Here is a 15056-nt window from a genome sequence, read left to right as displayed (position 1 = left end):
TTCGGATCTGGCATGAAGAAAGGCGCCCCGTTGCTGAGGCGCCTTCTTCCCATATCGGATAAAAACGATCAGAATTTAAACCCGAACGTCACGTAAGGCAACGTGCCTTCAGACGAATGGCCCAGCACGGCCGTTACCACCACCAGGTTAACCGGGGAAAAGTAAAGCCCGCCGCCGAAGCCGTTGTGCCATTGGCCGGAGTCTTCGCCCCGCAGCCAGACGCGGCCCACATCGTTGAACGCGATCATGCCCACCGATCCGGGAAGGATGTAGGACGTGAAGTCGAACAGTTTGATGCGCAGCTCCATGTTATTGTAGAACATCCCGTGGCCGGAGAAGCGGTTGTTGCGGAAGCCGCGGAGGTTCGCCGTTCCCCCCAGCGAAAGCGCCTGGAAGAATTCCGGGTTGCCCCAGGTATAACCGCCGCCGAGCCGCGTTACCAGCACCACGTTGGGCGGCAGGCCGAGGCTGGCGTAAATGCTCATGTCCGACCGCACCTGCAGCATGTTGTTGCTGGCGCCGGTAAGGCCCTTGCTGCCGAGCACGCTCGTGTTCCAGAGCAGGCCGCGGGTGGCTACGAGCTTATTGTCGCGCGTGTCTATGCTGAATGTGCCGCGCAGGCCGGCGTAGCTTTTATTGGCGAAAAGCCGCGCGGAATCGGCTTTGTCGAAATCGTCGAGGAAGCGGCCGTAATTGTTCTCCGGTTCCAGCGTAGCCGCGGTAATGGAAGGCCCCACCGCGAAGGTGATGTTTTGCGCGAGCCTGGTGCGCAGCATCACTTCGGCAGAATAGAAATCGAACCGGCTCCTGTAATACCGGATCGCCGGGTCGGATTTACTTTTGTCGTATTCCGTTTCGTTGCCGAACCCGAAAAAGTTCACGGTATTGTGCGGCGCCCTCGCCAGGCCATGCAGCAGCAGGTCGGATTTGCCGACGACGTCGTTGAACTGGCCTTCGTACCGGAATTGCCAGGCCTCCGTGGCCAGGGCGTGCATGCCGGTGAGCCGGTGGCGGACGGCGAAGGAATCTTTCCGGAATCCCTGGCCGGTATATTCCATGCCCAGACCGAGGAGCAGCCCGTCGTCGAGGTTGAAACCGCCGGTAACGAGCGGCATGAGTTTGTTGTATTTAAAGGCCATCCGGTTGTAGCGGATCACGTCTGGGTGGGAGGAAAGGCGCATGCCGGTACGGGCGCCCACGGCGAAGGAGTCTCCTTTCTGCCTGAGATCGTAAATCAATGCTTTTTTGCCGCCGCCGCGGGGCACGCTGTCGATATACGTATCCTTTTCCGGCCCGCCGATCAAACGCACACGGATGCGGGGATTGCCGTCGCCGGTAAGGATGAACCGGTCTTCGCCGCCCAGGCCGTAAATCGCCACTTCGCGGGTATGCCTGGGATCGAAGGTGCGGTCGAAAAGCTTTTGCTCGATATCGCCCGACTTGCTGATCTTCCGCGATGTCACGCGGACTTTCCCGTCTTCCAGGCGATCGATGGTGAACTGTTCGTTTTTCTGCGAACCGGTTACATCAACGCCTTTTGCGAGGAAGCGGTAATATTTGAGGGCTTCCTGCTGGAGGATTTCCCGTCTTGCCTTCAGCCTTTCCAGCATCATGGGCCCGGTCAGTTGGCGGATGGAATCGGGAAGTTGCCGAATGGCTGTTTCGATCACATCATCGGTCATCAGTTTCGAGAATTCCACCGATTGCTTCGACCATTGTTCTTCCGACAGGTTTGTGAGGAAGTTGCGATCGAAGTAGCGCGGGTTGAAATTGAGGCCGTTGATGTTGGGAATGTTTTTCCGGAAGCCCTGGATATTGGGCATGAGCCAGGCGCGGCTCGCCATCCGCGGGATCAGGCCTTCGTTGACGAAAAACGCCTGGTCGCGGTCGCGGGGGATGGGGTTGAAGATTTTCCGCTTCTTTTTGGTTTCCGCCCACCAGCGCCACTGATCGTCGTGCCGGTCCCAGTCGCCGATGAAAAAATCGAGCAGGCGCGCCTGGAGCACAGCTGTCTGGTCCACCGAATTATCATTGTCTTCGAGCAGTTTCTCGAGCACTTTCAGCGTGTTGTAGGTTTTACTGGCCGTAACGGGCTCGCGTTCTTCGAAAAGATAAACGCCGTTGGCGAAATCCTGGCGGAAGATGCCAAGCGCCGTATCGTCCGGCAAATACACGAAAGCAGGGTTGGTATGGGGAACGCCGGCTTTTTCGGCGAGCGACGACACTACGAGCGGCGCGTACGGATTGGATGCTGAAATCTGATCCTGGACGATCTCCCGCGCGAAGGTCTCCCGCAGCGGTTCGGGAACGGCTGACGTGGGGTTTTTCACCAGCGACCGCAATACCCATTCTCTGCCCGAACTGTCTTCCAGCCGGAGGGAGCGCGTCTGCATGCCGCCGCCGCGCTTGGTCACTTTGAGCCCGCCTTTGACGGTATCGATGTCGATCACGGGGAAGTTCAGCGGCGTGTTCCAGACTTTGCGGTAGTTTTCGCCGAGCATGAAACGGTGGAAACCGTTCACCTTTTCATACCGCGGATCGGCGGCCATCGTTACCGACGACGGTGTGGGCTTCGCGGCTTCCTGCGCCAGTTTGCGGCGATATTCGTTCAGGTCGAAAAGGGAGTGGGAGAAGATGGGCGTGGCATCGTTTTCATTATAAAAATCCACTTTCACCTTTCCGTTCTTCATCACCGTGATCACGCTGTAACCGTAGAATTTACTGGCAAACAGGGAACCGGGCCCCTGTTTCACGCGGCTGTCTTTTGCGCCGGCGCCGCTCACGAGAAAATACCGGTGGCCTTCGTTGATGAGCTGTAACGTATGTTCATGGCCTGCCACGAATACGGTGGGCGCATCGGCCGGAATGGCGCCTTCGATCCCGCGGATCAATCTTTTATATAAGGGGTGCGGCAGGTCTTCGCGCGTGCCGAACACGCCCCGCACCAGCGGATAAACGCTGCCTATGACGGGCATGGGCACGTAGAGATATGGTTTGGCGTCCGTCAACGGGAAAATATGCTGCTTGATGGTATAATATCCGCCATGGATGCCGTGGCTGCGCAGCGGGTGGTGTGCAGCGAAAACGAGCAGTTTACCGGGATTGGCGGCGGCGATGTCTTTGATTTCCGCCAGCACTTCGTCTTCCGTTTTCTGATCGCAGGAAGATTCCAGGCCGGGTTTGGCGCCGGGGTAAAGCCACCATTCGCTGTCCATGACGATGAGCATGACGTCGTCTCCCAACGGAACGGCCAGCGGGCCGGGGCATCCGTCTTTCGGGAGGAAATCGACGTTGGGCAGATTCAGCGAATCGATGTATTGCTGCTGGTTGCGGATCTGGCGCCATCCGTCGGGCCGGTGTTTGGACCAGTCGTGGTTCCCGGGGACGAAGATCCCTTTCGCTTCGGTGCCCCGCACCAGATTCACCTGGTAATCGAGGATGGCGCGGGCTTCGGGGAAATTCTTCGCCAGGGGCTTGGTAACCCGAGCGGATATACGTTATCTCCCAGGAAGAGCACGGTGTGCCGGCCCTCGTTGAGCTTGAAGTTGCGCCTGACCGCATCCACGACGGGGTTGATGCCGTTGCGCATTTCGCCGGCGTCGCCGATGAGGATGATCCGTTGCTGGATGCTGTCTTCCTGCGCTGTGGCGCGTAAGGAGAAGCAGGCGAGGAATAGGAGTGCGAGGTATTTCAATTTTTCGGATGGTATTTGAATTTGAGAATATCGGCCGTATGGTCTTCGTCGCCTTCGTTGGAGATGTACATATCGCCGTTCGGCGCGAAGGTGATGCCTTCGGGCTGGGAGAAATGTTTCCGCGGGAGGCGGTGTGTTTCGAGGACGTTGCCCTGAAGGTCGGTAATTACGAGCAATTCGTTGACGGAAGCCACGATATATACCCTGTTTTCTATAGGATGCACAGCGGCGCCGGAGGGGCGGAAGTGTTTGGCGGGGCCTTCCTTCAGGCCGTGGATACTGTCGTACGCAACGCGGAACACGGGCTCGGGGCTCCAGGTCATGGAATCGGGCCGGAAGCTGAAGGCGCTCGTTTGCCGTTGACCTTTATCGGCTTCGCAGTTTTTGCAGATGGCGACGATCCGGTCGGTACCACGGTCGTAATACGCCGCTTCGAACTCACGTTTCCAGTTGTGGGGGAAATGCGCGATGGTGGAGGAAACGGAGTCGGAGAACATGCCGTCTACCCGGTTCATGCTGCCATTGCTTTTGAGGACGAACCAGTCTTTCCCCGTGAACACGGTTTCTTCGTAATCGCCGCTTTTGCCGAACTTCCAGGAAGGGTAGGGGGCGGTGGCGCGGAGGTCTACCTGGAAGAGTTTGCCCTGTTCGTCGTTATTGGCGATGAAATGTGCTTCATCGCGGTGGAACACGAGACCGGAGATCTCCTGGAGCGATTCGCGCACCCTGAATCGTTCGAACTGTTCGAGCCGGTAGCCTTCGGGGGAAGTCTGTTTACGGGCATCGTTCTGGCCGGCCGATTGGCAGGACAGTAACAAAATAACCGGCAACAGGCAAGTTAACATCTTCATAAGCCATTCTTTATAGGATAAAATTAACGCAAAAAATGCCGTAATTTGGAATATAGTAAATACACCACCAGATGGAAATTAGTTCAGTGATAGCAGCCGCGCAAGCCTATGTGTCCCGGCAGTACGAATCGCACCCGGACCCGGTGCTGGTATACCATAACCTCATGCATACCAGCCAGGTAGTGCAGGCGGCCGACCAGATAGCGGCCTATTACCGGCTTTCGGATACCGACCACCTCATCGTAATGCTGGCGGCCTGGTTCCATGACATGGGCTACCTGGAAGGGGAGCGCGCTGCCCACGAATCGGCCGGAGCTGATGCAGTGATCGCTTTCGCGAAGGAACAGGGCCTCCCCGAAGCCACGGGCCGCGCGGCGGCAGATTGCGTGCTCGCCACCAAAATCCCCCAGCAGCCGAAAAACCTCCTGGAGCAGATCGTGTGCGATGCCGACCTTTTCCATCTCGGCAGCAAGGAATTCTCCAAAAGGAACAAACTCCTGCGCACCGAAGCCGAACTTTCCGCCGGTAAAAAAATCAGCAGCGCCGAATGGACGCGCACCAGCATCCAGTTTCTCGAATCCCACCAGTATCACACCGCATACGCCAGAACGCTCCTCAATCCGCAGAAAGAAGATAATATCGAAAAGCTGAAAATAAAGCTGGAAGAAAAACAACGGGAAGCGATGGAAGAAAGCATCGGCATCGCACCGGATAAGAAGAAAGCGGAAAAAGATAAAGATAAAGACAAGGATAAGGACGAAAAGAAGAAACCCGGCGTGGAAACGATGTTCCGGACCACGGGCACCAATCACATCCGCCTGAGCTCCATGGCCGATTCCAAGGCCAACATCATGATCTCGGTAAACTCCATCATCATTTCCGTATTGTTGTCTGTGCTCCTGCGCAAACTGGAAGATTATCCCAATTTCATCTTCCCCGCCGTCCTTTTCCTCTCCACCTGCGTCACCACGATCGTGTTCGCGGTGCTGGCCACGCGGCCTAATGTCACGAGTGGTCGCTTCACGGAAGAAGATATCAAAAACAAGAAATCGAACCTCCTGTTTTTCGGGAATTTCCACCAGATGTCGTACCAGGAGTACGAAGCTGGCATGGATACCATCATCAAGAATACCGATTATCTCTACAGCAACATGATCCACGATATCTACAACCTGGGCGTGGTGCTGGGCCGGAAATACCGCCTGCTGCGCCTGGCGTACAATACTTTCATGTTCGGGCTCGTGGCTTCCGTGATCGCATTCACGGTGGCGGCTATATTTTTCCCGGTAAAAGGTTAAGCATTGGAGCAGCAAACGATACCCTTGAACGACCGCGACCTGAGCTGGCTGTATTTCAATTACCGCGTGCTTTCCATGGCTGGGGAGGCGTCGGTGCCCTTGTACGAACGGGTTAAATTCCTGTCTATTTTCTCTTCGAACCTCGACGAGTTTTTCCGCGTCCGCATGCCGGCGCTCCTGGCGCTGCACCATTTGCGCGAAGGGGAGAAAGGGGCGCTCGCCGCCGCGCAGCAGGAAATTGCGCGCCAGTTGAACGAATACGGGAAGATTTTCACGCAGTCGGTATTGCCGGAATTGCGGGAGAAAGGGATCCGGGTGTATTACGGGGAATCCCCCGCGCCGGAGCACCTCCCTTCTATCCGCGATTACTTCTACAACACGGTGCTGGCCTATCTTCAGCCCGTGCGCATCCAGTTCGGCCAGCCGATGGAACTGTTCCTTGAGAATAACGCCCTGTACCTCGTGGTTTGCCTGGAAGACGGCGGCACGGGCGTCGTCAACATCCCGTCCGACCATCTGCCGCGTTTTTTACGGCTGTCTGGCAACGATGTGATATTTATGGATGACGTGATCCGCCAGCATCTGGGGTTCCTGTTCCCGCATGTGGGCATTACAGCAGCGTACAGCATTAAGGTGACGCGGGATGCGGAGATCGACGTGGACGAATTCAGCGGCCATCTCCTCCAGAAAGTGGAAGACATGCTCGTGCAGCGCCAGATGGGCGTTCCCACGAGATTCCTCTTCGACGCCGCCATGCCGGATGCCCTGCGCGACCAGCTGGGCGAATATTTCCGGATCGCGGCACTGGAAATGGTGCCCGGCGGGCGATACCATAATCTCCGCGACCTTTCCGATCTGCCGTTGCCGGCCGCTCCATCCCTCGAATATCCGAAAATGCCTCCCGCACATTGCCACGCCATCGATCTGGACAAGCCCCTGCTCGACCAGATACAGGCGGGCGATAAAATGCTGCATGTCCCCTATCAATCGTACGACTACATTTTAAGATATTTCAACGAAGCCGCCACCGACCCCGATGTGCGCGAGATTTACGTAACGCTGTACCGCGTGGCGTCTACTTCCCGCATCGTGCATGCGCTCATGAGCGCGGCGAAGAACGGGAAGAAGGTAACGGTGATGGTGGAACTGAAAGCCCGGTTCGACGAGGCCAACAACCTCCGGTGGGCCAAGCGGATGAAAGCCGCGGGCGTCAGGATATTATATAGTATCCCCGGGCTGAAAGTCCATGCGAAAGTAGCCCTCGTGAAGCGCAAGCGCGGTTTTTCTTGGGACCATACGGCGCTTTTGGCCACGGGCAACTTCAACGAAAGCACGGCGCGTTTTTACGCCGACCATATCCTGTTTACCCGCCACCAGGGCATCACGCAGGAACTGGAGCTGCTGTTCATCTACATGCAGACCGGTATTGCGCCGGGGAAGTTCAATTTCATGCATTTCGAACATTTGCTGGTGGCGCAGTTCAACCTGGTAGACCAGTTTACCTCCCTGATCCGTGCTGAGGCGGAAGCGGCAAGGGCCGGGAAGCCCGCGCGCATCACGATCAAGCTGAACAACCTGCAGGAAAAAAGCATGATCGCCGAGCTGTATGCCGCGGCAGACGCGGGTGTGGAGATCGATCTGATCGTCAGGAGCATCTGTTGCCTGGTGCCCCGCGAAGGCATCCGGGTGCGCAGGATCGTGGACAGGTTCCTGGAACATGCGCGGGTCTTTATTTTCCATAACGGCGGCGAAGAACAGGTATACCTGGGATCGGCCGACTGGATGAACCGCAACCTGCACCGCCGCATCGAAGTGTGCTTCCCTATATACGACCCCGTGTACCGCCGGCAGCTGAAAGATATTATCCATTTGCAGCTGACGGATAACACAAATGCCGTAATATTGGGGGCCGACGCCCGCAACCTGCCGGTGCCCCGCGAAGCGGGAGCCGCCGAAGTGAACGCCCAGCGGGATACATATGCATACGTCCGGCAACTGTAAAACCCTCGGTATGGCAATAACCCGAAGCACTGCAACATTCTTCAACAGGGTCAACAACCGGTTCGGTTTTTCCCTGTTCCTCCTTTACAAGCTCCCCAGCGCCTGGATTTCCGGTGTGCGGGCGGGCGCGGCGTCGGAAGAATCGTGCACTACATCGGTGCCTTACCGCTGGCTTTCGCAGAACCCCTTCCGCAGCACGTATTTCGCCTGTCTGGCCATGGCCGCGGAAATGAGCAGCGGCATCCTGGCCATGGGGCACGTATATGCAGCGCCCGCAAAAGTATCTATGCTGGTGACGGGCATGGAAGGCATCTTCCTCAAAAAAGCAAAATCGAAAACATATTTCACCTGTAACGATGGCGCCAGCATCCGCGACGCCATCGCGCAGACGGTAGCAACCGGCGAGCCCGTAGCCCTCACCGTGGAAGTGACGGGCAAAAGCAAAGACGCAACGGAGATCGCACGGTTCAGGATTACGTGGAGTTTTAAAAAAGCATCATCATGAAAATCGCATTTCACGGAGCAGCACGCACAGTGACGGGGTCCAAGCACCTCATCACCCTGAAGAAAGGACTGAAGATTCTACTCGACTGCGGCATGTACCAGGGCATGGGGCGAGAAACCACCCCGCTCAACCTCGACTTCGGGTTCAACCCCGAAGAAATAGATATTATGGTATTGTCGCACGCGCACATCGACCACTCCGGCCTCGTGCCGCGCCTCAGCAAAATGGGCTACAGCGGCAAGATTTATTGCACGCCCGCCACAAGAGACCTCACCGAGATCCTCCTCCTGGATTCCGCGGAGATCCAGGAAGACGATATCAAATACGTGAACAAAAAGAACGCCCGCGAAGGCAAACCTTACATCGAGCCGCTGTACAAACTCGAAGACGCCAAGCGCGCCATTGACCAGCTCGTTCCCGTCAAATACGGCGTATGGTTCAAGATCGACGAAGACGTGGAAGTGATGTTCACGGACGCCGGCCACATCATCGGCAGTGCCTGCGTGCATTTGCGGGTCCAGGAAGGCGGGAAGACGGAGCACATCACTTTCAGCGGCGACATCGGCCGTTACGGCGATCCCATCCTCAAATCTCCCGAAGAATTCCCGCAGGCGGATTACATCATCATGGAATCCACCTACGGCAGCACCCTTCACCCGCACATCGCGCCGGCAGACGAAGAGCTGTTGCGTTTCATCCACGAAACCTGCGTCATGAAGAAAGGGAAACTGATCATTCCCGCGTTCAGCGTTGGCCGTACGCAGGAAATCCTTTACGCCCTCAACCGCGCGCAACTGGCCGGGAAACTCCCGCCCGTAGACCTTTTCGTAGACAGCCCGCTGTCGCTCGAAGCCACGCAGGTAACGCGCATGCACCCGGAATGCTTCAATAAAAAAGTCGCCAAAATGCTGGAAGTGGACGAAGACGTGTTCAGCTTCCCCGGTCTCCGCTATATTAAAACGGTTGAGGAATCGAAGATGCTCAACTTCCGCAAGGAGCCTTGCGTCATCATTTCCGCATCCGGCATGGCGGAAGCCGGTCGTGTGAAGCACCACATCGCCAACAACATCGAGCAGTGGAAAAATACCATCCTGATCGTTGGGTATTGCGAACCACAATCCCTCGGCGGACGGCTCATGCGCGGCGCCAAGGAAGTTTCCATCTACGGCGACAGATATGAAGTGAAAGCTGAAGTAGGCATCATCCGCGCCATGAGCGCGCATGGCGATTACGAAGACATGAGCCAGTGGCTCGCCTGCCAGAACCCGCGCGATGTAAAGAAACTCTTCCTCGTGCACGGCGAATACGAAGTGCAAACCGTGTTCCGCGACTGGCTGCTGAAGAAAGGGTTCCAGGATATTGAAATCCCCACGCGGCATTTCGAGATTGGGCTGGGTTAATCTTCCGTGAGCGGGAACCAGAGGTTCACCCGCGTTCCGGCAGGTTGTCCGTTCTCATTTTTCAGATCATCGATGTCGAAAGACGCATCCATATTGTACCGGCTGTTGTAAATCTGCAGCCGGTCTTTTGTTATCTGGAGGCCCCGCGAGACGTGTGCGGGATGGGTGTGTTGCTTCAGTGCCGTGGCGGCTTCGCGGCCGATACCGTCGTCTTCGATCACGCAATGTACCTGCTGGCCTTCGCGGGTGAAGCGGATGTGGAGGTGGCCGTGTTCGTCTTTATGTTGGAGCCCGTGCCAGATAGCATTTTCGACGAAAGGTTGCAGCACCATGGCGGGGATCTCGGCGAAGTCGGGCTCGAGGTCGGGATCGATCGTGATGGTGTAATCGAAGCGCCCGTCGAGGCGGAGGCGCTCCAGTTCCAGATAATTTTCCAGCATTTCCGTTTCCCGCGTGATGGAAATGTTGTTCAACTGCGAGTGGTCGAGCACATTGCGGATGAGCTTTGCGAAGCGGCTGAGGTACGCCAGCGCCGTGTCTGTCTCGTTTTTCAGCATGAATGTCTGGATCGAGTTGAGGGCGTTGAAGATGAAATGCGGGTTCATTTGCGCGCGGAGCGCCTTCATTTCCAGCTGCGACAACTCCTCCCGGAAAGCCGCCCTGCTACGGGCTTCCTTCTTCACCAAATACATCCTGAACCGGAAATATCCATACACCAAACCGGCAGCCAGCAGGATCAGCAAGGTCCGGAACCATCCCGTTTGCCAGAACGCCGGCCTGATCACGATCTTCAGGGAAGTGGTATTGCGCGAGAAAATCCCGGCCGTGTTCATGCTCTTCACCCGGAAAGTGTACTCGCCCGGCGGCAGTTTGGTATATCGGGCAGACAGTACGTTTTCCGCCGGCACCCAATCTTTGTCCAACCCTTCCAGCTGGTAAAAATATTGCAGTTTTTCCCCATGGTATTGCAGCGATTTGAAATCGATCCCCAGGAAATTTTCATGATGCTTCAAATACACCGGCTTGTTGAAAAACAGCGCGGAATCGACGATGATCGCCTGATTCAGCACCCGGAACCCCACGATCGTCACGTCGGAAGGCGGTGGCCGTACTTCCAGGTTTTCGGGAAGGAACGCCACGGCATGATCGGATGCGCCCACAAGCAGCCGCCCGTCTGCCAGGTTAATGATGCAGCGCCGCACTTTCCGGGGATCGGTGATGATGTCGTTGTTTTGCTCGAACGTGGAAATCGTTCGGGTAGGACTGTTCAGCCGGTAGAACCCGGCGGGCGTGGTGAGCCAGAACCGGTCGTTGCCGGCCGGCGCTATGGACAGGATCCATTCGTCGAACTGGCGGTTGTTGATCACCAGGGTTTCCCATCGCCCGGAAGCGGGAAAATAGAAATAAACGCCATGATCGGTACCTGCCAGCAAGGTAGTATCGTTGACCCGTTGCAGCGCCGTTACGTTGCGGACGGTATCCGTTCCGCGCATGAACATCACCGCAGACGTAACCTGCCCGTCCGATTTCCGGAAGCGCAAAACCCCGCCGCGGCTGGACCCCAGCCACAGGAGGCTGTCGCCACCGGGAACGATGGCCGTTATCGCCGTATTCCGATGGATGAAACCCATGAGCTGCGGGTAATTGGTGACTTTCCCGGATCGCGGGTCCCATTTGGCCAAACCGAATTTGTAGAGGCCTGTCCAGACGGTGGTATCGTTTTCGGGCCACATCGTGAGCACGGTCTGGTCGTGCAATTGCGGGGGACGATGATGTTTGAACCGCTGCGTTTGCGGATCGTATTCTGAGACCATCCCATTTTCCTGGCCTATGAGCACTTTCCCGGAGGGGAGCTCGGCGAGGCTCCAGACGAGGTTCCTGTCTTCCGGGATGCCGCCGGGGCCGTGGGTGTAGTGTTTCACGGGCGTGAGGTCGGGCCGCAGATGGGAGAACCCCGCGCCCCAGTAAGCCATGTACACATCTCCGTTCTTCCCCTTCAGCAATCCCGTCATTTCCGCGCCGGAAATTTGTGGCGCCGGCGGATCGATGCGGGTGAAACCTTCGTTATGAAGGCTTAATATATTGACGCCCACGTCTGTCCCGACCCACAGATGGCCGTCGCGGTCGGGAAGCAGGCAATTGGTTTCATAGTTGAGATGCAGGCCCAGCGGCGATTTCGAGGGCGCGATGTGCAGGGAGAACTTCCCCTGCGCATCGGTGTACCGGAACAGGCCGTTGGTTTTCATGCCCGCCCAGATATTACCGTGATGGTCTTCCGCGAGCTCGTACACCTGGTCGGGCTCGGTACCGCCATAATGGAACTGGAAGCGCCGCATGCCGCTGCTGTCGGGCGGCCAGCACAGCAGTTCGTTGGTACCGCGCGTAGCGGCCCAGATGCGCCCGCGGTTGTCTTCCAGCATTTCTTTCACGCTCGTCTGGATATCGAGCAGGGGATAGTGGTGCGGATTGTTGTAGGAACTGAAAACCTGGCGGCGGTCCTGGGACACCATGTACATTTCTTTGGTTCCGCTGACCCAGAGCCTTCCATATGCGTCTTCCATGATGCCGGAATGCATTTTTTTACTGATACTGTCGGGGATTTCGGTGGGCCGGCGGAAGCGGTGGAGCGCAGCGTCGTATTGCAGTAGTCCCGCATCGGCCGTCATCCACAGCCGTCCTTTATGGTCTTGCAGAAAAGTATAGCATCCGATTTCCGAACCGGGCGTGAGGCCGGCTTCGATGGGAACGGTGGAAATGCGGGAAGTAACGGGATCGTAAATCCGGATATTGTCTGGCGCGCCGATCCAGATGCGGCCCTGGCGGTCTTCGTACAGCGCGATGTCGTCGTAGAAAATGGAACCGGGCAGCCGGTCGAACTGGGTGATGGTAATGTAGTTTTCGCCGTCGAACCGCTGGAGTGCGTTGCTGGCGATCCAGATGAACCCTTTTTTATCCTGCAGCACTGCGGAAACGTGGTTGCCGGTGAGGCCGTTCTGGATGGAAAGATGGGAGAAGACGTAGGCCTGCCGCGAAGACTGTGCTTTAACGGTGTAGACGGAGATCAGGAGTGCGAGCAGGTACAGATACTTCATGCAGGTGAAATAACTGCCGGAAAGCGGTTGTTTACTTTCCGGCAGTGTATGGATTAGTTGATGGTGAGTTGATAGGCGGTGACGTGGTTGCCGAAGAAGGTGGGGATGTAAACGATTTTCTTTCTCGCGTCGTACCCGATATCTGCGGTCTGGAGTTTTTCGGCCTGGGTGTCGAGGATTTTGTCGGCGGTGTTGTCTTTGATGTTAACGTAATACACATCGCCTTTCCAGCAGGAAACGATGTATTCGTCGCCTTTCACATGTTCGATGCCGTCTGCGCCGGAAGAAGCGGGGGCTACTTTCTTGAGGGATTTATCGGCCTGGACGAGGTTTACGGAATTATCGTCGAGCACGAGGAGCCCTGCGGGGCTGGCCAGGATGCCGTTGGGGCCTTTGAGGCCTTTGGAAACGTAGGCGTCGGAGATCGTGGGTACTACGAGATGGACGGTTTTCTGTTTGGAATCGGTGACGAACACGTAGCCGTTGGGTGCCACGGTAACGTCGTTGAGACCGGTGGCGCCAGCGATGGGGATCCGTTTTTCGATCGCGCCTTTATCGATATCGATGACTACGACGGCGTCGAGGTCGGCGACGTACAGGCGGTTTTTATGGACGCCCATGCCTTTGGGGGCGTTCAGCCCCTCTACCCAGCGGAGGTTCTCGATCTTCCCGGTTTTGGGAGATACTTTGGATACGAACCCCTGTCCGTCTGCCCCCCAGGGCTCGCCGTCGATATTGGTGACATAGAGCACGTTGCGTTTACCGTCGAAATATACCGATTCGGGTACTTTCAGCGTGGTGTCGGTAGACCAGAGCTTCGTCAGCGTGGCTTTCTGTGCCAGGGCGGCCACGCAGGGCGCGCCGGCGAGGAAAAGACTAAGGATGGCATATTTCATTTTCATAACACGTAGTGATTAGGGTTTAAATTTAATAAATGTATTTTTATCGACTATGAAACAATACCTGACTATTACCTTCGCGCTACTCTTATCCGCTGCGGTACAGGCGCAGTCCCGCAAAGCCGTTTTCATTATTGTGGACGGCATCCCGGCAGACGTCTTCGAACGTGCCGAACTCCCTCATTTCAAACACATTATCCAGTCGGGCAGCTACCTCCGCGCCTTCGTCGGCGGCGAAAAAGGCGGCTATTCCCAAACCCCGACCATCTCCGCAGTGGGCTACAACAGCGTGCTCACGGGTACCTGGGTGAACAAGCATAATGTGTGGGACAACGATATCAAGGAGCCCAATTATCAATATTGGACCATCTTCCGGACGTTCAAATCCCACTTCCCCCAAAGGAAAACTGCCATTTACAGCAGTTGGGAGGATAACCGGACCAAGCTCGTGGGCGACCGCCTGCCCGCCACCGGCAACCTCGCGATCGATATCCGGCACGACGGCTTCGAGCTGGATACCGTCCGTTTCCCGCACGACCGTAAAAAGGCGTACATGGAGCGGATAGATGCGCATGTGGCCGAAGAAGCGGCGAAATCCATCCGCCAGCAAGCCCCCGACCTCAGCTGGGTGTACCTCGAATATACCGACGATATGGGCCATATGTACGGCGACAGCCCGGAATTTTCTTCCGCCATCCGGAAAATGGACGAAAAGATCGGCAAGATCTGGGAAGCGGTGCAATATCGCCAAAAGCAGTTCAAGGAACAATGGATGATCGTTATCACGACCGATCATGGCCGCGACGAGCCATCGGGCAAGCATCACGGCGGGCAAACATTCCGCCAGCGTTCCGGGTGGATCGTGTCCAACATCAAACAACCGAACGTATATGCGAAAACGTCGTACCCCGGTGTGGTAGACATTATGCCGACCATCGCGCGGTTCCTGGGGCTGCCGCTGCCGCAGCATGTGGCCCGCGAATCGGACGGTGTGGCACTGACGGGCAAAATTTCCGTGGCCCGCGCTAACGTGAATTATTTCCAGGACGTGCTGGATATTTCCTGGATAAACCCCGACCCGGGCGGCAATGTGAAAATCTGGGTGACCACCACCAATAATTACAAAACCGGCGGAACGGACGAGTACAAGTTGCTGGCCGAAGTTCCCGCGGCGCAGGGGCATGCGGTGGTGAATGTGAAGGAGCTGCCGTCGAAGTTTTATAAAGTGGTGCTGGAAGGGAAGGAAAATACCGTGAACCGCTGGTGGGTGGCGGATAAATAAACGGAATGTTCGTAATCCTGCGTGAAAAATAAAA

Annotated in this window: 10 protein-coding genes; 5 read left to right on the top strand and 5 right to left on the bottom strand. The window is 56.6% G+C overall.

Annotated features, from left to right (window positions below; all coding sequences use genetic code 11):
* Nucleotides 1-68: 68 nt before the first annotated feature.
* Genes WJU22_RS01360 through WJU22_RS01350 form a run of 3 tightly spaced genes read right to left on the bottom strand, consistent with a single transcriptional unit; the run spans nt 69 to nt 4545 of the window.
* Complete coding sequence (locus WJU22_RS01360; RefSeq protein ID WP_341841514.1) at nt 69-3425, bottom strand: BamA/TamA family outer membrane protein; 3357 nt, start codon at nt 3423-3425, stop codon at nt 69-71.
* Complete coding sequence (locus WJU22_RS01355) at nt 3422-3694, bottom strand: hypothetical protein (protein WP_341841513.1); 273 nt, start codon at nt 3692-3694, stop codon at nt 3422-3424. The genes WJU22_RS01360 and WJU22_RS01355 overlap by 4 nt, the downstream gene beginning before the upstream one ends.
* Entirely contained in the window at nt 3691-4545 is an 855-nt protein-coding gene (locus WJU22_RS01350) for a hypothetical protein (RefSeq protein WP_341841512.1), read from the bottom strand. The genes WJU22_RS01355 and WJU22_RS01350 overlap by 4 nt, the downstream gene beginning before the upstream one ends.
* Nucleotides 4546-4616: 71 nt before the next feature.
* Here WJU22_RS01350 and WJU22_RS01345 point away from each other — a divergent pair, with 71 nt between their 5' ends.
* Genes WJU22_RS01345 through WJU22_RS01330 form a run of 4 tightly spaced genes read left to right on the top strand, consistent with a single transcriptional unit; the run spans nt 4617 to nt 9749 of the window.
* A complete protein-coding gene (locus WJU22_RS01345) occupies nt 4617-5843 on the top strand; it encodes a Pycsar system effector family protein (RefSeq protein ID WP_341841511.1) in 1227 nt (408 codons plus the stop codon).
* A gap of 3 nt (nt 5844-5846) precedes the next feature.
* Entirely contained in the window at nt 5847-7844 is a 1998-nt protein-coding gene (gene ppk1, locus WJU22_RS01340; RefSeq protein ID WP_341841510.1) for a polyphosphate kinase 1, read from the top strand.
* A gap of 10 nt (nt 7845-7854) precedes the next feature.
* On the top strand, nt 7855-8349 hold the full coding sequence (locus WJU22_RS01335) for a DUF4442 domain-containing protein (RefSeq protein ID WP_341841509.1): 495 nt from the start codon (nt 7855-7857) through the stop codon (nt 8347-8349).
* Complete coding sequence (locus WJU22_RS01330; protein ID WP_341841508.1) at nt 8346-9749, top strand: MBL fold metallo-hydrolase; 1404 nt, start codon at nt 8346-8348, stop codon at nt 9747-9749. Before WJU22_RS01335 ends, WJU22_RS01330 begins: the two co-directional genes overlap by 4 nt.
* On the opposite strand, the gene WJU22_RS01325 is transcribed toward WJU22_RS01330, so the two are convergent.
* A complete protein-coding gene (locus WJU22_RS01325) occupies nt 9746-12841 on the bottom strand; it encodes a ligand-binding sensor domain-containing protein (RefSeq protein WP_341841507.1) in 3096 nt (1031 codons plus the stop codon). The genes WJU22_RS01330 and WJU22_RS01325 overlap by 4 nt on opposite strands.
* 53 nt (nt 12842-12894) lie before the next feature.
* Nucleotides 12895-13743, bottom strand: a complete 849-nt coding sequence (locus WJU22_RS01320) for an ATP/GTP-binding protein (RefSeq protein WP_341841506.1) — start codon at nt 13741-13743, stop codon at nt 12895-12897.
* Between the two features lie 49 nt (nt 13744-13792).
* Between WJU22_RS01320 and WJU22_RS01315 the strand changes: the two genes are divergently transcribed.
* On the top strand, nt 13793-15022 hold the full coding sequence (locus tag WJU22_RS01315) for an alkaline phosphatase family protein (protein WP_341841505.1): 1230 nt from the start codon (nt 13793-13795) through the stop codon (nt 15020-15022).
* Nucleotides 15023-15056 lie beyond the last annotated feature (34 nt).

The sequence above is a fragment of the Chitinophaga caseinilytica genome (assembly GCF_038396765.1).
Taxonomy (GTDB): domain Bacteria; phylum Bacteroidota; class Bacteroidia; order Chitinophagales; family Chitinophagaceae; genus Chitinophaga; species Chitinophaga caseinilytica.
This window is presented reverse-complemented; position numbering and strand designations above follow the sequence as displayed.

Coding starts and splice junctions, on each gene's coding strand:
- WJU22_RS01350 (WP_341841512.1), bottom strand. CDS start 4,545: ATGAAGATGTTAACTTGCCTGTTGCCGGTTATTTTGTTACTGTCCTGC.
- WJU22_RS01345 (WP_341841511.1), top strand. CDS start 4,617: ATGGAAATTAGTTCAGTGATAGCAGCCGCGCAAGCCTATGTGTCCCGG.
- WJU22_RS01335 (WP_341841509.1), top strand. CDS start 7,855: ATGGCAATAACCCGAAGCACTGCAACATTCTTCAACAGGGTCAACAAC.
- WJU22_RS01330 (WP_341841508.1), top strand. CDS start 8,346: ATGAAAATCGCATTTCACGGAGCAGCACGCACAGTGACGGGGTCCAAG.
- WJU22_RS01325 (WP_341841507.1), bottom strand. CDS start 12,841: ATGAAGTATCTGTACCTGCTCGCACTCCTGATCTCCGTCTACACCGTT.
- WJU22_RS01320 (WP_341841506.1), bottom strand. CDS start 13,743: ATGAAAATGAAATATGCCATCCTTAGTCTTTTCCTCGCCGGCGCGCCC.
- WJU22_RS01315 (WP_341841505.1), top strand. CDS start 13,793: ATGAAACAATACCTGACTATTACCTTCGCGCTACTCTTATCCGCTGCG.